The organism is Lactobacillus kullabergensis, assembly GCF_003151025.1.
Lineage (GTDB): Bacteria > Bacillota > Bacilli > Lactobacillales > Lactobacillaceae > Lactobacillus > Lactobacillus kullabergensis.
Map to the genome: position 1 here is coordinate 1 of NZ_CP029477.1, position 18,033 is coordinate 18,033.

Annotated in this window: 15 protein-coding genes and 1 tRNA gene; 14 read left to right on the top strand and 2 right to left on the bottom strand. The window is 37.6% G+C overall.

The genetic code is table 11. The features are described 5' to 3' along the window. Positions 1-350: 350 nt before the first annotated feature. The 13 genes from dnaA (at position 351) to DKL58_RS00065 (ending at position 14,872) form a co-directional block, all read left to right on the top strand. Complete coding sequence (dnaA, locus tag DKL58_RS00005; protein ID WP_109585627.1) at positions 351-1,718, top strand: chromosomal replication initiator protein DnaA; 1,368 nt, start codon at positions 351-353, stop codon at positions 1,716-1,718. Positions 1,719-1,890: 172 nt separating this feature from the next. Then, on the top strand, positions 1,891-3,021 hold the full coding sequence (dnaN, locus tag DKL58_RS00010) for a DNA polymerase III subunit beta (RefSeq protein WP_109585628.1): 1,131 nt from the start codon (positions 1,891-1,893) through the stop codon (positions 3,019-3,021). Between the two features lie 227 nt (positions 3,022-3,248). Further along, a complete protein-coding gene (yaaA, locus tag DKL58_RS00015; RefSeq protein ID WP_109585629.1) occupies positions 3,249-3,458 on the top strand; it encodes a S4 domain-containing protein YaaA in 210 nt (69 codons plus the stop codon). A 5-nt stretch (positions 3,459-3,463) separates the two neighbouring features. Further along, positions 3,464-4,603 carry a DNA replication/repair protein RecF gene (gene recF, locus DKL58_RS00020; protein WP_109585630.1) on the top strand — a complete coding sequence of 380 codons (1,140 nt, stop codon included), beginning with the start codon at positions 3,464-3,466 and terminating at the stop codon, positions 4,601-4,603. Beyond that, entirely contained in the window at positions 4,593-6,557 is a 1,965-nt protein-coding gene (gene gyrB / locus DKL58_RS00025; protein WP_045927253.1) for a DNA topoisomerase (ATP-hydrolyzing) subunit B, read from the top strand. Before recF ends, gyrB begins: the two co-directional genes overlap by 11 nt. Before the next feature lie 9 nt (positions 6,558-6,566). Continuing rightward, entirely contained in the window at positions 6,567-9,053 is a 2,487-nt protein-coding gene (gene gyrA, locus DKL58_RS00030; protein ID WP_109585631.1) for a DNA gyrase subunit A, read from the top strand. A gap of 201 nt (positions 9,054-9,254) precedes the next feature. After that, on the top strand, positions 9,255-9,548 hold the full coding sequence (gene rpsF, locus DKL58_RS00035) for a 30S ribosomal protein S6 (protein ID WP_034978626.1): 294 nt from the start codon (positions 9,255-9,257) through the stop codon (positions 9,546-9,548). Positions 9,549-9,602: 54 nt separating this feature from the next. After that, positions 9,603-10,124, top strand: coding sequence for a single-stranded DNA-binding protein (gene ssb / locus DKL58_RS00040; protein ID WP_045927255.1), 522 nt, complete (start codon positions 9,603-9,605; stop codon positions 10,122-10,124). A gap of 22 nt (positions 10,125-10,146) precedes the next feature. After that, the gene (gene rpsR, locus DKL58_RS00045; RefSeq protein ID WP_034978630.1) at positions 10,147-10,389 is read left to right on the top strand and encodes a 30S ribosomal protein S18; all 243 of its coding nucleotides are present in this window, start codon (positions 10,147-10,149) and stop codon (positions 10,387-10,389) included. A 251-nt stretch (positions 10,390-10,640) separates the two neighbouring features. After that, positions 10,641-12,662 carry a DHH family phosphoesterase gene (locus DKL58_RS00050; RefSeq protein ID WP_109585632.1) on the top strand — a complete coding sequence of 674 codons (2,022 nt, stop codon included), beginning with the start codon at positions 10,641-10,643 and terminating at the stop codon, positions 12,660-12,662. Between the two features lie 12 nt (positions 12,663-12,674). After that, the gene (gene rplI / locus DKL58_RS00055) at positions 12,675-13,130 is read left to right on the top strand and encodes a 50S ribosomal protein L9 (RefSeq protein ID WP_034978644.1); all 456 of its coding nucleotides are present in this window, start codon (positions 12,675-12,677) and stop codon (positions 13,128-13,130) included. A 36-nt stretch (positions 13,131-13,166) separates the two neighbouring features. Further along, positions 13,167-14,546, top strand: coding sequence for a replicative DNA helicase (dnaB, locus tag DKL58_RS00060; RefSeq protein ID WP_109585633.1), 1,380 nt, complete (start codon positions 13,167-13,169; stop codon positions 14,544-14,546). Positions 14,547-14,713: 167 nt separating this feature from the next. Further along, positions 14,714-14,872, top strand: coding sequence for a CsbD family protein (locus DKL58_RS00065; protein WP_109585634.1), 159 nt, complete (start codon positions 14,714-14,716; stop codon positions 14,870-14,872). A 77-nt stretch (positions 14,873-14,949) separates the two neighbouring features. Here DKL58_RS00065 and DKL58_RS00070 read toward each other — a convergent pair whose 3' ends face one another. Next, positions 14,950-16,149 (bottom strand): DUF2974 domain-containing protein, encoded by a 1,200-nt coding sequence (locus tag DKL58_RS00070; RefSeq protein ID WP_109585635.1) that lies wholly within the window; start codon positions 16,147-16,149, stop codon positions 14,950-14,952. 117 nt (positions 16,150-16,266) lie between these two features. Continuing rightward, positions 16,267-16,968 carry an MgtC/SapB family protein gene (locus tag DKL58_RS00075; RefSeq protein ID WP_109585636.1) on the bottom strand — a complete coding sequence of 234 codons (702 nt, stop codon included), beginning with the start codon at positions 16,966-16,968 and terminating at the stop codon, positions 16,267-16,269. Between the two features lie 154 nt (positions 16,969-17,122). Between DKL58_RS00075 and DKL58_RS00080 the strand changes: the two genes are divergently transcribed. Beyond that, positions 17,123-17,195 (top strand) — tRNA-Thr (locus tag DKL58_RS00080). Positions 17,196-18,033: the final 838 nt, after the last annotated feature.

An 18,033-nucleotide genomic window follows, 5' to 3' on the forward strand; every position in this document is an offset into this window, starting at 1 on the left:
AAGAAATACTTTTTTTGTTTAAAGTTTTTACTAAATAATTATCCACAAAATCAAAGTCACAGTATTTTACACAACTTTATCCACAATCTACAACCTGTTTAAAAAGTTTTACACACCATGTGGATATTATGTTTCACACTTTGTTAAAAATACTGCTGTTATAGCAAAAGATTTCCACAGTCTCTTATGTAAATAAGCAAAAAGTATTTTAAATTTACTTAGTTTTTGTGTGTTTTTCTGTAAATTATATCCACAGCTTGTTAATTCTGAATTCTTTTTGTGCACTTGTGGAAAACATTTTTATTAGATGGTAAAATAAGTTTTGCTTAACGTATGCGGAGGGAATTATTTTGTTTGACATTAATAAATTTTGGCATCATTTTAATAGCGAGATGCGTGAACATTTTAATGAAGTTGCTTATAACGCATGGTTTAAAAATACAAGACCAATTTCCTATAATAAGGAAACTCATGAACTAAAAATTGCCGTGCAAAATCCCGTAACCAAGGGGTATTGGGAAAAAAATTTGGCTTCACAATTAATTCAATCTGCCTACGGTTACGCTAATATTGAAGTCATGCCTGTTTTTCAAATTGAAGGTGACAAAAGCAGTGAACGACTGGTAACACCTAAGCCAAAAACAGAGTCAATGTCAGAAAATGCACGACCGCAAATGGAAAATGCATTTGTCCGTAATCTTAAGCTTAACGAAAAGTACACGTTCGACAATTTTGTTCAGGGTGAAGGCAATAAATTGGCTGCAGGTGCAGCCTTGGCAGTTGCTGACAGTCCGGGCAGTTTTTACAACCCTCTTTTTATTTTTGGTGGCGTAGGGCTTGGAAAGACGCACTTGATGCAAGCTATCGGACATCAAATGCTGGCAGAGCGTCCCAATGCCAAAGTCGTTTATATTCAAAGCGAAACTTTTGTTAATGATTTTATAAACTCAATCAAAAACAAAACTCAAGATCAATTTCGTGCAAAATATCGCACTTGCGATTTGTTGCTTGTAGATGATATTCAGTTTTTCGCTAAAAAAGAGGGTATTCAAGAAGAATTTTTCCATACTTTTGAGACTCTCTACAATGATCAAAAGCAAATAGTCATGACGAGTGATCGCCTTCCTACTGAAATTCCTGACCTATCAGAAAGACTGGTATCAAGATTTACTTGGGGTTTGCAAGTTGAAATTACCCCACCTGATTTGGAAACGCGCATCGCGATTTTACGTAAAAAAGCAGAGGCTGAGAATCTAATAATAGATGATAATACACTCGACTATATAGCTTCCCAAGTTGATACTAATATTCGTGAACTTGAAGGGGCTCTGGTAAAAGTTCAGGCACATGCCACAATTGAACATGAAGATATCAATGTTAATTTGGCTAGAGAAGCCTTGGCAGATCTCAAACTAGTTCAAAAGAATCAGGGACTGCAAATTTCTAAAATTCAAGAAGTCGTTGCTAACTATTTCCAGACTTCAACCTATGAATTGAAAGGAAAAAAGCGCGTTAGACAGATCGTTGTTCCCAGACAAATTGCAATGTATTTGTCACGCGAATTGACAGATTCCAGTCTTCCCAAAATCGGACAGGAATTCGGTGGCAAAGATCATACAACAGTGATGCATGCTTACGAAAAAATCAGTCGGGAAATTAAAACAAATGCTGATATCAAAACTGCAGTATTTGATTTAAAACAAATGCTCGATCGCTAAAAGTTATTAATTGTGGATAAGTAACGAACTTGTTCACATCTTCTTAACCGTAATAATTACGTTATTTTAAGAACTGTGTAACTTTTCAACAGAAATCACAGGACCTACTAATACTACTAATTAAATATATAATTAATATAAAGGAAACAGACAAAATAACAGGAGGCACCAAATGAAATTTACAGTAAACAGAAATCTTTTCTTAGACAATTTAAACAATGTAATGCACGCAATTTCTTCAAGAGCAACTATTCCTATTCTTAGTGGAATTAAAATTAATTTAACTGAAGATGAATTACTTCTAACAGGCAGTGACACTGATATTTCAATCGAGATTAAAATACCGGTAAGTGAAGATTTAACAGTCGTATCAACAGGTTCAATCGTTTTACCAGCTCGTTTTTTCAGTGAAATTATCAGACGGTTGCCAGGAAAGGAATTTTCATTAGAAGTTAAAGAAAGTTTTCAAACACAAATTATTTCTGAAAACAGTGAATTTACTATCAATGGTTTAGATGCCAATAACTATCCAAGATTACCGGAAATTCCAGACGAGTCCTCTTTTGTTATTTCGGGGAAAACTTTTCGTGAAATAATCAACGAAACCCAATTTGCAGTTGCGACACAGGAAAGCCGTTTAGTGTTAACTGGAGTACACTTTACTTTTAGTCCAGACAAAATCCATGCTGTAGCAACAGACTCACACAGATTATCTAGTCGAGCATTGACTTTGGAAAATGGACCGCAAGCTAAAACGGATCTGATTATACCTGGAAAAAGTTTACTTGAATTAGCACGAATTATTGGTGAAACCGATCCGGAAATTAAAGTTTGTCCTGGTGAAAATCAAGTACTTTTTGAGATTGGCAACATTCTGTTTTATTCACGCTTACTTGAAGGTAGTTATCCTGATACTGAGCGCTTAATTCCGACTGACAGTACAACAACTGTAGAATTTGATTTAATGGAACTTTCGAGTGCATTAGACCGGGCAAGTCTGTTGACACATGCAGGACGCAATAATGTGGTCGATTTAACGCTAGATACCGAAAAACAAAGTGCAAAATTGTCCGGTGAGTCAGCAGAAATTGGTAATGTGGAAGAAGACGTTAGTTTTAAGAAACTAGATGGTAACAATCTAAAGATTTCGTTCAACCCGGATTACCTGCGAGACGCACTAAAAGCTTCAGTAACAGATTCTGTCATTATGGATTTCACGCAACCACTGCGTCCATTTACTGTCAATCCAGATAAAACTGATATTGATTTTGTTCAATTAATTACACCAGTTAGAACATTTTAATCATTGTCAAAACTACAAAAGATAAAAAGTCATCATTTGATGACTTTTTTTGTAGTCAAATTTTTGTAATCAACCGAAAAAGCTTGCTGGTTTATTTTTAATGTCGATCACTATGAATTGTTTATTTTGGAAAAATCCGTTTATATGGCTTTATATGGGCTTTTAGTTGTTTTTTGTTTGTGAAACGAATATACTTATTATAGGTATTTAAAGTGGCGAAGGTGGTTATGATCAAAGAAATAAAGTTAACGAGTGAATATATTACTCTGGGTCAATTTTTAAAAAAAGAAAGTATCATTTCTTCTGGTGGTCAGGCTAAGTGGTATTTGCAGGATAATCCTGTTTTATTAAACGGAATAAAGGAAAATCGACGGGGTAAGAAGTTACGTCCTGGCGATAAGCTTGAAGTTAATCAAGAAACTTACGAATTGCGGTAGCTTTAATGTATCTCAAGCATTTTATTGCCCAAAATTACCGCAATTTACAACAATTTGAGGTTGATTTTGATCCTAATGTCAATATTTTTATAGGACAAAATGCTCAAGGCAAAACTAATCTGCTTGAAGCAATCTATTTTTTGGCTTTAACACGGTCTCACCGGACAAGTAATGACAAAGAACTAATTGCTTTTGGTAAAGATTATGCCAATGTTTCCGGGCACATTTATAAAAGTCAAGTTGATTTGTCCTTACGGGTTCTAATTACTACCAAGGGCAAAAAAGTTTGGGTTAATCGAGTTGAACAAGCAAAATTATCTAAATATGTTGGCGAGCTGAATGCTATTTTATTTTCTCCGGAAGATTTAGACCTGATTAAGGGTGCTCCTAATTTAAGACGACGCTTTATGGATCAAGAGTTTGGTCAAATTAGTGCAGAATATCTCTATTTTGCGGGCAAGTATAAGCAGGTTTTGCAGCAAAAAAACAATTATTTAAAGCAGTTAGCCAAAGGCGAAGCCCGTGACACTATGTTTTTAGAAGTCTTATCAGATCAGCTGGCAGGTGTGGCTGCAGAAGTAATTGTTCGCCGTTTTCAATTTTTAAATTACCTAGACCAATATGCTAGAGACGCATACGCGCATATTAGTACCAGCGCAGAGAAATTGGAGGTAACTTATCGACCATCAGTAAAGGAAATTTCTGCAAAAGACAGTGTCGAAGAAGTTTACCATAAAGTATTAAATAATTTTCAGAAAAATAAAAAGGTTGAAATTCTCAAAGGTACGACATTGAGTGGACCTCACAGAGATGACATTGAATTTGAGCTTGATGGAAAAAATGCACATTTGTATGGTTCCCAAGGACAACAAAGAACTATAGCACTTAGCATCAAACTAGCAGAAATACAACTTGTGCACCAGATAACTGACGAGTATCCATTATTACTACTCGATGATGTAATGAGTGAGCTTGATCATAACCGTCAAAGTGCTCTACTTAACTACATCCACGGCAAAACGCAAACATTTATTACAACAACAGATCTTGAGGGTATTTCCTGGGAAATAATTAAAAAGCCGAAAATATACCGCATAAAATCTGGACAAATTTATTTAGAAGAGGGGAAATTGCATGGCAGATAATAACAAAGAAAATCTTAATCAAATTAAGCAATACGAAAAAGAAGCCGATAAATATAATGCCAGTCAGATTCAAGTCTTAGGCGGACTTGAAGCAGTTCGTAAACGTCCAGGAATGTATATTGGCTCAACCAGTTCTCAGGGATTACACCATTTAGTATGGGAAATAATTGATAATGGTATCGATGAAAGTCTAGCCGGTTTTGCCAGTAAGATTGAAGTTACTATTAATGAAGATGGCAGTGTCACTGTTCAGGATGATGGACGTGGTATTCCGGTAGATATTGAAAAGAAAACTGGGCGGCCAGCTCTTGAAACTGTTTTTACTGTCTTGCATGCAGGCGGTAAATTTGGTGGTGGCGGCTACAAAGTATCTGGCGGTTTGCACGGGGTTGGTGCTTCTGTTGTCAATGCATTGTCAACTAAACTTGACGTTACAACAATGCGTGACGGGAAAAAGTATTTTATTGACTTCAGTCGTGGTCGCGTAGTTGATGAAATGAAAATGATTGGAAGCGTGCCCTTATCTGAACATGGTACTATAGTACACTTTTTCCCAGATCCAGATATTTTTACTGAAACCACTTCTTTTGATGATAAAATTCTCAAAAATCGCATTCGTGAATTGGCTTTTTTAAACAAAGGGTTGAAGTTAACCTTTACTGACAAAAGAAAAGATAGCGCAGAAACCGATGTTTACCACTATGAAGGTGGTATTCAGGAATATGTGTCATTCTTAAACCGTGATACAGAAGTATTATTCGATGAACCAATCTATGTCGAAGGTAACGACAACGATATTAACGTTGAAGTATCTTTGCAATATACAAAAGGATATAAAACAACGTTAATGACCTTTGCCAACAACATTCATACTTATGAAGGCGGAATGCACGAGGCAGGATTTAAGACAGCATTAACTAGGGTAGTTAATGATTATGCTCATAAGACTAAGCTATTAAAGGATAGTGATGATAATCTTTCCGGAGAGGATATTCGGGAAGGAATGACCGCTGTAGTTTCTGTTAAACACCCTAACCCCCAATTTGAAGGTCAGACCAAGACTAAATTAGGAAATTCAGACGCTCGAACAGCTGTTGATCACGCGTTTTCGGAAACCTTCAACCGTTTCTTAATGGAAAATCCGCAGGTTGGTCGCAAAATTGTTGAAAAGGCCCAGTTAGCTGAACGTGCTCGGACAGCTGCTAAACGCGCTCGTGAGGTTACACGTAAAAAATCAGGACTGGAAATTGCCAATCTGCCTGGTAAGTTAGCTGACAACACAAGTAATGACCCCAGCATTTCTGAATTATTCATAGTTGAGGGTAATTCTGCCGGTGGTTCAGCTAAACAAGGACGTTCAAGATTAACTCAGGCAATTTTGCCAATTAGAGGTAAAATTCTGAACGTTGAAAAAGCTTCAATGGATCGTATTTTGGCTAACCAAGAAATTCGGTCACTTTTTACAGCTTTAGGTACCGGTTTTGGTGCAGACTTTGATGTTTCTAAGGCTCGTTATCATAAGTTAATCATTATGACAGATGCCGATGTCGATGGGGCCCATATTCGTACCTTGCTCTTAACCCTCTTTTATAACTACATGCGTCCGATGATTGAAAAAGGCTACGTTTATATTGCACGTCCGCCTCTATATCAAGTGCGCCAAGGCAAAGTCGTCAGATATTTAGATACCGATGAAGAATTGCATGACTATTTGGGGAGTTTACAACCAAGTCCTAAGCCACTGGTACAGCGTTATAAGGGACTAGGTGAAATGGATCCGGAACAACTGTGGGATACAACCATGAATCCTGAAAATAGAAGACTCGATCGTGTCAGCCCAGAATATGCTAAAAATGCCGATGAGGTGTTTGAATTGTTAATGGGCAATGAAGTAGGACCGCGGCGCAATTTTATTGAAACTAACGCTAAATACGTTGAAAACTTGGATGCATAGGAGGTTTAAATGGATAACGACAATCAAGGTCAGGATCACAGAATAAGAAACGTTGATTTGACCAGCGTAATGAATAGTTCATTCCTGGATTATGCCATGTCCGTTATTGTGGCAAGGGCTTTACCCGATGTACGCGATGGCTTGAAGCCGGTTCAACGCCGGATTCTATATGGCATGAGTGAACTAGGAGTTACACCAGATAAACCATACAAAAAATCAGCCAGAATCGTTGGGGAAGTTATGGGTAAGTTTCATCCTCACGGTGATTCCTCAATTTATTTAGCGATGGCTCATATGGCACAAGATTTCAGCTACCGCTATATGCTTGTCGATGGTCACGGCAACTTTGGTTCAGTTGATGGTGATGAGCCGGCCGCAATGCGTTATACTGAGGCGCGCATGAGCAAAATTGCGGTTGAAATGCTGCGCGATATCAATAAAAACACTGTTGATTGGCAACGTAATTATGATGATTCTGAAAATGAACCAGTAGTTCTGCCGGCTAGAATACCAAACTTATTAGTTAACGGTACTAGTGGTATTGCGGTTGGTATGACTACCAACATTCCGCCGCACAATTTATCAGAAGTGATTAAGGGACTGCACATGCTAATGAACAATCCTGATGTCACTACTAAAGAACTAATGAAGGCAATCCCGGGTCCAGATTTTCCTACAGGTGGTACTATCATGGGTCGCGGTGGCATTTATCGCGCCTATGAAACTGGTCGTGGCAATATCGTTGTTCGTGCTAATACTAATATCGAAACTGAAAAAAGTGGCCGTGAAAGAATAGCTGTTACTGAAATACCATACTTGGTCAATAAAGCAGAACTGGTTAAGAAAATTGCTGATTTAGCGCGTGCGAAGACAATTGATGGCATTACCGGTGTGCGTGATGAATCAGATCAAACGGGGATGAGAATTACTATTGATATTCGCCGTGATGCCAGTGCCAGTGTGGTTTTGAATAACTTGTTTAAGCTGACCCAAATGCAGGCTAATTTTGGCATGAATATGGTAGCAATCGTCGATGGTGCACCGCACTTTCTCAGCCTCAAGCAAATGTTGCAATATTACTTGGAACACCAAGAAGATGTTGTTACTCGCAGAACTAAGTTTGAGTTGGAAAAGGCTGAAGCCCGGGCTCATATTCTTGAGGGTCTGCAGATTGCTCTTGATCATATTGACGAAATTGTCCATATAATTCGTCAGAGTCAATCAAGTGATATTGCAAAAGCTGCTTTAATCAGTCGTTTTGGTCTTGATGACAAGCAGTCACAAGCTATTTTAGACATGAGACTGGTACGGTTAACCGGACTGGAACGTGACAAGGTTGAGGCTGAATACAAAGAACTACAAGCCAAGATTGCTGATTATAAAGATATTTTGGCAAAACCAGAGCGAATTAATGAAATCATTTATAATGAACTGCTGGATATTCAAAAGCGCTTTGGCGATGCTCGCCGGACTAAAATTGGCGCCAGTGAAGTTGTTTCAATTGAAGATGAAGATTTAATTGAAAAACAAGATGTTTTATTAACTTTAACCCATAGCGGCTACATTAAGCGGATGCCAATTACTGAATTCAAGACCCAAAATCGTGGCGGTAAAGGTATTAAAGGCATGGGCGTTAAAGATGGTGACTTTATTGCCAACCTAATTTACTCAAGCACGCATGATACGTTGCTGTTCTTTACCAACAAGGGCAAAGTTTATTCTAAGAAAGCCTATGAAATTCCAGAATTTGGCCGTACTGCCAAAGGATTGCCAATAGTCAACTTGTTACAACTGGAAAAGGGCGAGAAGATCCAGACGATTGTCAATATTCCTGAAGATGCCGATGACCAGTATCTGTTTTTTATTACGAAGATGGGAACGGTCAAACGTACACATGTCAGTGAATTCGGCAATATTCGCAACAGCGGCCTAATTGCATTGACATTGCGCGATGGCGACGAGTTGAATAATGTTTTGGCTACAGATGGCAGTCAGGATATTTTAATCGGCACTCACTTAGGTTATGCAGTACGCTTTAATGAAAAAACTGTTAGATCTATGGGTCGAACTGCTGCCGGTGTTCGCGGAATTAATTTGCGCGGAAATGATTATGTTGTTGGTTCTGGGGTCGTTAAGAATAGTGATGAAGTTTTGGTCATTTCTGAAAAAGGTTATGGCAAGAGAACAGCGGCTTCTGAATATCCAACAAAGGGTCGTGGCGGTAAAGGTATTAAAACCGCAAATATTACCGAGAAAAATGGTCCATTGTCAGGAGTAACAGTGATTGATGGCAGTCAGGATATTATGGTTATCACTGATGATGGCATCATGATTCGCTTCAAGACAAATGACGTCTCTCAAACAGGTCGCAGCACTCTCGGTGTACGCTTGATTAAAGTTAATGACAACAATAAAGTTGCCAGTCTTGCAATTGTTCCTGCTGAAGAAGACCAGGAAGTAGCAGCATCAGAAGAAACTGACGAAGAGCAAGATTAATTACTAAATCAAAACTTTTAAAAATTATCAGATTATTTTACGTACTTACTAGTAAGAAATAAAAATTTCTTATTGGATCACGTGAAGATAGTTTGGTAATTTTTTGTTTATGTGCTAGAATTAGAGATTGCGAGTAATAAAATTACTCCTTGTTCTTGATTTTTAGCAAGAACCATTTAGTCCAGAAGGAGGTGCACTAGTATGACAACTACTAAGTACGAAATAACTTATATTATCAAGCCTGACATTGATGAAGAATCAAAAAAGGCATTAGTTGAAAACTATGATAAGGTTATTACTGATAACGGTGGTACGATGGTTGAGTCAAAAGACTGGGAAAAGCGTCATTTCGCATATGAAATTAATAAATATCGTGAGGGATTATATCACGTTATGACTTTCACTGCTGATAATGCTGACGCAGTTAACGAATTTGACCGTTTGTCCAAGATTGATACTGCTGTTTTACGTTCAATGACCGTTAAAGTTGGATAATTAATAACAAAAACTTTATCGTTTTCGTGATTTAGGAAAGGAAGGACCTAAAGTATGATTAATCGAGTTGTACTTGTTGGCCGTTTAACACGTGATCCTGAATTGCGTACTACTGGGAGCGGAATCTCGGTTGCTACGTTTACTCTTGCTGTAGATCGTCAATATACAAACGCACAAGGCGAGAGAGGTGCAGATTTTATCAGTTGTGTCATTTGGCGCAAAGCTGCGGAAAATTTCTGTAATTTTACGTCTAAAGGTTCACTTGTTGGTATTGATGGCCGAATTCAAACCAGAAGTTACGATAATAAAGATGGGCAAAGAGTATATGTAACAGAAGTTGTCGTTGACAACTTTGCATTGCTTGAATCACGTAAAGATCGTGAAGCCCGTGGTCAAAATGGTGGTTATACACCAAATAATAATGGCAATTTTGGTAATCAGAATACTAATAATACCCCTAACATGGGAGCATCTAACCAGAATAACTCCGCTAATAATGGACCAGATGATACTCAGGATCCATTTGCAGGTTCAGGTGATACCATTGATATTTCTGATGATGATTTACCATTCTAAATTAACAGAAAGGATCTAGGATATGGCTCAACAAAGAAGAAGCGGCGGCGCTCATCGTCGTCGTAAGGTTGACTACATTGCTGCCAACCATATTGATTACGTTGACTACAAGGACGTTGATTTGTTGAAACGTTTTATCTCTGAAAGAGGTAAAATCTTACCACGTCGTGTCACTGGCACCAGCGCTAAGAATCAACGTAAGGTAGCTAAGGCAATTGAAAGAGCTCGCATTATGGGCTTGTTGCCATTTGTTACTGAAGACTAGTAACTAAATAAAAAATAGCTTTGCACTAATATTGGTTGTAAAGTGAAAAAGATAAAAGCATCAAGCTGATAATGGCTTGGTGCTTTTTGCTTCGTAAGATTTAAAATGAAATATCATAGCAACAGTATAAAGAGTGTAATTTTTGCAAGTAAGAGGATAGTTAAAACCTGAATATTGCCTAGTTTCTTATCCAGAGAATACAATGTATAATAATAATGATGTATTATACATTATTTTAGGAAGGACCTTACATGAAAGATTTTTTACGTAAGCTTGAATTTCCTGCTTTTATTAAAGATTCTAGGCTGACGGCTTCAGTCATTATTATCTTAGCGCTATCGCTTTTGGGCAGTATCGTGGCGATGATCATGAACCCATTATTTGGCTTGGCTATGGTATTGATCTTTATTTTAACTGTGGCATGCGTCGGTTATGGTGCATATATCTTAGCTGGTAATGCAAACAATTTTGCTGTTAGTTTATCTTATCGGATTAAGCGTAGCGAGCAAGAAGCAATGATTAAGATGCCCCTGGGCATTTTACTTTATGATAAGGATCGGCAAATTCAATGGGCCAATCCGTACCTGCAGCTTTATTTAAAAAATGAAGACCTGATTGGACATACAATTGCATCCGTTGATCCTGAACTGGATAAGTTAATTAATGAATCCTTAAAGGCTAAAACTGCTGAAAACCATGTAGTTAATTGGGATGGTCATCAATTTGAGATGGTTATCCAAGACAACCTGGGCGTGGTTTATTTACTGGATATTACGCGTTACGCCAAAATAGAAAAACGATATAAAAACGAATTATTAGCTATTGGACAGATTTTTATTGATAATTACGATGAGTTGAGTGAAACCATGCATGACCAGGAATTGACTGCTACTAGTGCATATGTCCAGAATACTCTGAGTGATTATGCTAAAAACTTTAACGCTTACCTTAAACGCATTGATGAAGATCACTTTTTATTATTACTCCATATGCAAGATTTAGCTAAAATGGAAAAAGATAAGTTTTCTGTTTTGGATAAAATGCGTTTAGAAACAAGTCGTAACAATACACCGTTAACTTTGTCAATTGGAATTGCTTTTGGCAGCAGCTTAATTACTGAATTAGCTGACCAAGCGCAGTCTAACCTTGACTTGGCGTTAGGCAGAGGCGGGGACCAAGTTGTTCTTAGTCAACCCGGTAAAGCAGCTCGTTTCTATGGTGGTAAATCGAATCCGATGGAAAAGAGAACCAGAGTTAGAGCAAGGATGGTTTCACAGGCGATTAGTGAGCTGTTCAAAGAAGCAGACCGCGTTTTTGTAGTTGGTCATGCCAGCCCTGACATGGATTCGGTCGGTAGCGGTATTGGCGTTGTTAAAATTGCCCGTTTGCATCATGTAAAGGCAAATTTTGTCTTAGATATCAATAAGACCAATTATGATGTCAGCCGCTTAGTTGCTAAAATGGAAAAAGTAAAGGGAGATAATGATATTTTTATCGCACCTGGGGATGCGTTAGAAGCATTGACTGACAAGTCTATGTTGGTTATGGTTGACCATTCAAAATATTCTATTACTTATTCCAAAGAATTATATGAGCAATTAAGAAATAGAATTATTGTCATCGATCATCACCGTCGTGGTGAAGAATTCCCTGAGAATCCAATGCTGACATACGTTGAACCTTATGCCTCATCTGCCTGTGAATTGGTAACTGAAATGGTAGAGTACCAACAGCCAAGTTCAGGTAAGCGGGTTTTAACCGACCTTGACGCTACAGCAATGCTGGCGGGAATTACAGTTGATTCCAAAGAATTCTCTTTGCGTACTGGTACCCGAACCTTTGATGCTGCCAGTTACTTGCGTTCGATTGGTGCAAGCACAATGGGTGTCAGTGAACTGCTGAAGGAAGATATTGACAGTTTTCTGGAACGTGCTCGTTTGGTCAGCAGCTTAAAGATGATCAAGCCCAAAATGGCTGTTTTATGCGGTCCAGATGACAAGGAAATTGATCCTATTATCACGGCTCAAGCAGCAGATACGGCTCTTGATTTAGAAAATGTCGAAGCCAGCTTTGCAATCACCAGGCGGAATAAGGATACAATTGGTATATCTGCCCGTTCAATGGGTGATATTAATGTCCAGGTAATTATGGAGAAACTTGGCGGCGGTGGCCATTTGTCTAATGCAGCTACCCAAATTAAAGGGATATCTGTTAAAGAGGCACTTGCCAAATTGATGGATGCGGTAGATACTTATGAACAAGAAAATGAATAAAAGGAGAGCACAATGAAAGTTATTTTTACTAAAGATGTTAAAGGCCGGGGTAAACGCGGTGAAGTTAAAAATGTTCCTGATGGTTATGCCCAAAACTTTTTATTTAAGAGGGGATTAGCCAAAGCTGCTACTAAAGCAAATATGCATACTTTGGAAAGAGTTGCTGCTAACGAAAAAGCGACTTATGAAGCTGAAAAAGCTGAAGCTGAAAAAATTAAGACCGAACTAGATAAGGATGAAACAGTAGTTAACTTTAAGTCTAAGGCCGGTTCAGATTCTAGATTATTTGGCTCGATTTCTGGTAAAAAAATTGTCGAGGGCTTAGAAAAGCAATTTGGTATTAAGATTGATAAACGCAAATTAAACCTGCCTGAACCAATTAAATCGTTGGGCTACACCAATGTACCAGTTAAGTTATTTAAGGGCGTAGAAGGCAAAATCCGCGTCCATGTTACTGAACAGGATTAGCCTTTAGTTGAATTCTGAAAAAAGTGGGCGTGATTAATGGATAATATTGTCTCACAGCAGATACCGCATGACGATGAAGCTGAAAAAGCGGTTCTGGGTGCAATTTTTATAGATCCTGCTGCAATAGCTGATGCCAGTGCTGAGGTTCAGCCGGATGATTTTTATAAGAGAGCAAATCAGTTGGTTTTCCAGGCTATGCTTGATTTATCTGACCGTGAGGATGCAATTGATCCGTTAACGCTGCAGGATGAACTGACTAAGAAAAATCAGCTTGATGATATTGGCGGCATTGCTTATGTTTCTGAGCTGGCCATGGCGACTCCGACGGCTGCTCATGTCACTTATTATGCTAAAATTGTACACCGCAAAGCATTATTGCGGCGGCTTATTTCTGCCAGTCAAAAAATTATTACGAATGCAATGCAAGACTCCGATGATGTTACTGATATTTTAGATAACGCCGAAAGCGAGATTATGAATGTCTCATCGGAAAATAATGCGAATGGTTTTCGTAACATCAAGGATATTGTTAATTCCACGATTGATGAAATTAACAATATTCCTGAAGATGGCAATATGGTTACCGGTTTGCCTACTGGTTTTGTCGAGCTGGATAAAATGACTACGGGTTTTCATGATGATGAACTGGTAATTGTGGCTGCTCGTCCCGGAGTGGGAAAGACTTCCTTTGCGCTTAATGTTGCCCAGTATGTTGGTTTGCATACTGATAAAACTGTGGCAATGTTTTCCTTGGAAATGAGTGGAGAACAGTTAGTGCAAAGAATGCTGGCTTCAGAAGGATTAATTAATTCGCAGCACTTGCGGACTGGCCAACTGGACGAAGATGAGTGGCCTAAGCTGGTTGCGGCATCGGGTTCTTTAGCAACAGCTAATATTTATATTGATGACACTCCAGGTATTAAGATGAGTGAAATCAGGGCTCAATCTCGCCGCTTAGCTAAAGAAAAAGGCAATTTAGGCTTAATTGTCATTGACTACTTGCAGTTGATTGAAGGTCCGCACAGTGAATCACGCCAGCAGGAGGTTTCCGCTATTTCACGGCAATTGAAGAAACTGGCTAAAGAACTTCATGTGCCGGTTATTGCCTTATCGCAATTATCGCGTTCAGTTGAACAGAGACAGGATAAAAGACCAGTTTTGTCCGATATTCGTGAGTCAGGTTCAATTGAGCAGGATGCCGATATTGTCTCCTTTCTTTATCGTGATGATTATTACCGTGATGAAGAAGAGGGCGAAGAAAATAAAGAGGTATCAGCTGAAGATGATAACGGTGAAGTGGAAGTTATCATTGAAAAGAACCGTTCTGGTAGCAGGGGCACAGTGAAATTAATGTTTTCTAAACCCTATAATCGCTTTTCGAACCTCGATTATAGTCATGATCAGCCTAACGAATAGAAATTAATAAAAGCCACGGTGTTTTGAAGAGAAACACTATGGCTTTTTGTTTTATACTATATTTAAACAAAAAATAAGGCGTTTTTAATGACAATATTTCTACTAAATTGTACTATTAAGGTGTGAATAGCAAAATTTTGCTAATTTTTGAGAAAGGACCGATTAAAATGGCTGATAAAGGTTTTAAAGACAAGGTAGCTGGTAAAGCTAAAGAAGTCAAAGGCAAAGTTCAACAAGCTGCTGGTGATGTCAAAGACAAAGCTCAAGAAGCTACTGAAAACGTCAAAGACAAAGTTGATGACGTTAAGGATAAAATGAAAAAATAATTGTTTAATTAACAAAAAAAGAGGCTGGAAAACTAAATGTTTTCTCAGCCTCTTTTTTGGGTTACACATGAAACAATTTACCGTAATTTACGCTGGATGCTTTTTGGCAACTTGATATTGGGACGTTCCGGATCGTAAAATTCATAAAAGACTGGAGCTTTATTAGAATCATTACTTTTAGGATAAAGTTCATAGTTGCTGTTCATCAAAGGCAGAGTCATATTCTTTTTATATGAATTCCAGATGTTACTTAGTACCTGTGTCAGCAATTTTCTTTCTTCGGATTCCAGGGATAAAAAGGCGCGGCCAAAGCGATAAGTTCCTACTATTTTATTACTGGTTAGCTGGTGTAATTCATCAATATCGTAATTTTCAAATGCCTCGAAAAGATCAGAAAAAGCATCGCTTCTTTCTTGATCAGGGATTGAATTATTAAAATTAATAAGAGCATGTCTGATAACGCGACTGCCTGACGATAATCCGTCAGCCAGGGTAAAACTATCGCGCCCTACTGACCAGCGGCGCGGATCATGTTGGTTGCGCATAGGCACAGTACTTTTAACAACCAATACTTGTTCAGGATGATCCAGCATTGCACCAAATATTGAGCCTTGAGGGATGTAGGTTTTCATTTTAGGCATAGAAGCAGTGAAGCCGGGACTCGTGTACACTTTATGGAAAAAGCCCGGCCCGTCAAAACTAATCGCTTTTATTACCTGTTTTTGTATTTCAGGGCTAACTGCACTTAAAGCAAATTGAGCAAAATTGCCTCCTTTTGAATGACCTAAGAGGTAAATCTGTTGGTCACTAAACTTATGTGCAATTTCAGTAAGATATTTAGCGGCCACTTCTTGACCATAAATTTCCGGTAAATAATTCATGCCCATATCTTCATTTAGACCGATCATGGTGCCGTCGGTTCCCCGAAAAGCAATAGCTATGGTGTTTGAATCAATAAAAAAGGTGACAGCAGTAAATTGCAAGGGATGCGGTTCTTTTTCCAGCCTATCAGTCCAGTCCAGAATTTTAATGTTGCCAATTCTAGGACTTTCTGGTAATAACATAACCTCGGTTGCAGTTTCGGCATACATTTGATGTTGAAAAGAGGGCAGCTTATACAGTTTTTCAGCTACCTCTCCTAAAGTATGACCAGTGGCAGAACTATCAGCTGGTAAATAAGCTATGGATGACAATAGCGAAGCATCAACACTGTTGAATGGTTTTTCTGAAAAGCTTAAGTCACCACGCCAGCGTAAATAATCAAGTGGTCCAGCCATATAAATTCTCCTTTCACAAAAAAGTTTATATCAATATTGTAGTGAGTTTGCTCAGTTAAGATAAAAATTATGCAAAAAAAACAATAGAATTAACTATTGCTTAAAAAGTAACTTGCTTTATTTATCTATACTGGCATAACTGATGCGCTTGATGTCAGGATACTTGCGCAGAGCCATAATGATATCATTTTCATCAATATTATTGTTAATAATACCATCTACAAAAAAGATGATTCTTTCATCGCTGACAAAAAGTATTTTTACGGAAACATTTTCAACATGATTTGTCTCAAGCTCCTTTTCAATTATGTGCAGGATATCAGGCTTATTAACGGCTTCTATCTGGATATTAAACCTGATATGCATGATGATTTTATCAATTATGGTATCATCGTGAAACATCATCTGGATAACAAAGAGCAAGGCAGTTGCTAATATGCCAATAAAGTATAAACCAGAACCAATTGCCATCCCGATAGCAGCTGTTGCCCAGATACCAGCAGCAGTTGTTAAACCGGAAATCTGTTGCTTTTTAATTAAAATCGTTCCGGCACCAATAAATGAAATACCTGAAACTATTTGCGCAGCAATTCTGGATGGGTCCAAAGCAACGTCTGACATTTTTAATAAATCGCCAAAACCATACTTTGAAACTATCATAAATAGCGCGGAAGAAAAGGCAACTACAATATGTGTCCGCACTCCGGCACTTTTTCTTTGAATCGCACGTTCATAACCGATCAACGCTCCGCACAAAGAAGCTACCACAATTCTTAATAGCCATGGGAGTTCTGCGCTAATCGATGCTAAATTTGCCATTACATCCACTCCATTTCTAAATCTATTCTTATATTATACTCTTAAAAAAGCGCGTCAAATGACAGTTATCACAAAAACTGGGAAAAAGTCAAAAAATGCTTGCGTAAACTTTTAGAATATGTTTTAATTAATATCGTTGTCGAGATATGACAATGCTGACTTAGCTCAGTTGGCAGAGCACGTCATTAGTAATGATGAGGTCGGAGGTTCGAATCCTCTAGTCAGCATTAGTTAAGCAACTTACAAGTTTTTAAGTCTATCATTTAAGTTCGAAAGAGTTTGATATGATAGGCTTTTTTGTTACTTTTGAATACTTGTGTAGTTTTAAAAATAGTTATGAATAATTAATTTGACCACAAAAATTGCCACACAGAATTATTAATGTGGCATCTGTTTGGCAAAAGGTTATAAAGTGTTGTAAATTAACCACATTCTACATCATGATTATAGAAGAAATGAACTAGCTTTAATAATAAAGAATCTGTATATGCTACTTTTGAATCACTTGATAAGGGGAGAGGAAAACCACCTATAGTTTTTTTGGAATCAAAATACCTTTCCATATTTTTTATCCGATTTTATTTGCTCTATCTCCCTGTCAATTATTCGTATTTTAACAAATTCTTGAATAATTGCTCTAATCAATTTCTGAATAATCGTATTAGCCTTGGTGATTTCTGACATAATTTCGATTTCAAAATAGAGATTGCTATAGCGGGTTTTACCCGTTTTTTGTGTACAGTAGATTTTAAATGCTACAATTAAATTATATAAAATTAGAATCTAGCAATTTTCAGTAGTAAGAGTCATAGATGGGAAAACTATTGAAATAACTAAAAACGTTTAGGGTATGGCAGCGAAACTTGAACAAATGAATAGCGACTTAAAACGTGCTATAAGAATGATCAGTAATTAAGAAGGAAGACAAAAAAACTCAGAAGAAGGGTTTTAAAAAGATACTATGATCTTTAGGTAAGGTCTAGATAAAGGAAGAAAAATTTTAAAGATTATGCATATGTTGAAAGAATATTTTTTAGCAAATAAAATTCATTTTTTATATATATA

Coding starts and splice junctions, on each gene's coding strand:
- dnaN (WP_109585628.1), top strand. CDS start 1,891: ATGAAATTTACAGTAAACAGAAATCTTTTCTTAGACAATTTAAACAAT.
- yaaA (WP_109585629.1), top strand. CDS start 3,249: ATGATCAAAGAAATAAAGTTAACGAGTGAATATATTACTCTGGGTCAA.
- recF (WP_109585630.1), top strand. CDS start 3,464: ATGTATCTCAAGCATTTTATTGCCCAAAATTACCGCAATTTACAACAA.
- gyrB (WP_045927253.1), top strand. CDS start 4,593: ATGGCAGATAATAACAAAGAAAATCTTAATCAAATTAAGCAATACGAA.
- gyrA (WP_109585631.1), top strand. CDS start 6,567: ATGGATAACGACAATCAAGGTCAGGATCACAGAATAAGAAACGTTGAT.
- rpsF (WP_034978626.1), top strand. CDS start 9,255: ATGACAACTACTAAGTACGAAATAACTTATATTATCAAGCCTGACATT.
- ssb (WP_045927255.1), top strand. CDS start 9,603: ATGATTAATCGAGTTGTACTTGTTGGCCGTTTAACACGTGATCCTGAA.
- rpsR (WP_034978630.1), top strand. CDS start 10,147: ATGGCTCAACAAAGAAGAAGCGGCGGCGCTCATCGTCGTCGTAAGGTT.
- DKL58_RS00050 (WP_109585632.1), top strand. CDS start 10,641: ATGAAAGATTTTTTACGTAAGCTTGAATTTCCTGCTTTTATTAAAGAT.
- rplI (WP_034978644.1), top strand. CDS start 12,675: ATGAAAGTTATTTTTACTAAAGATGTTAAAGGCCGGGGTAAACGCGGT.
- dnaB (WP_109585633.1), top strand. CDS start 13,167: ATGGATAATATTGTCTCACAGCAGATACCGCATGACGATGAAGCTGAA.
- DKL58_RS00065 (WP_109585634.1), top strand. CDS start 14,714: ATGGCTGATAAAGGTTTTAAAGACAAGGTAGCTGGTAAAGCTAAAGAA.
- DKL58_RS00070 (WP_109585635.1), bottom strand. CDS start 16,149: ATGGCTGGACCACTTGATTATTTACGCTGGCGTGGTGACTTAAGCTTT.
- DKL58_RS00075 (WP_109585636.1), bottom strand. CDS start 16,968: ATGGCAAATTTAGCATCGATTAGCGCAGAACTCCCATGGCTATTAAGA.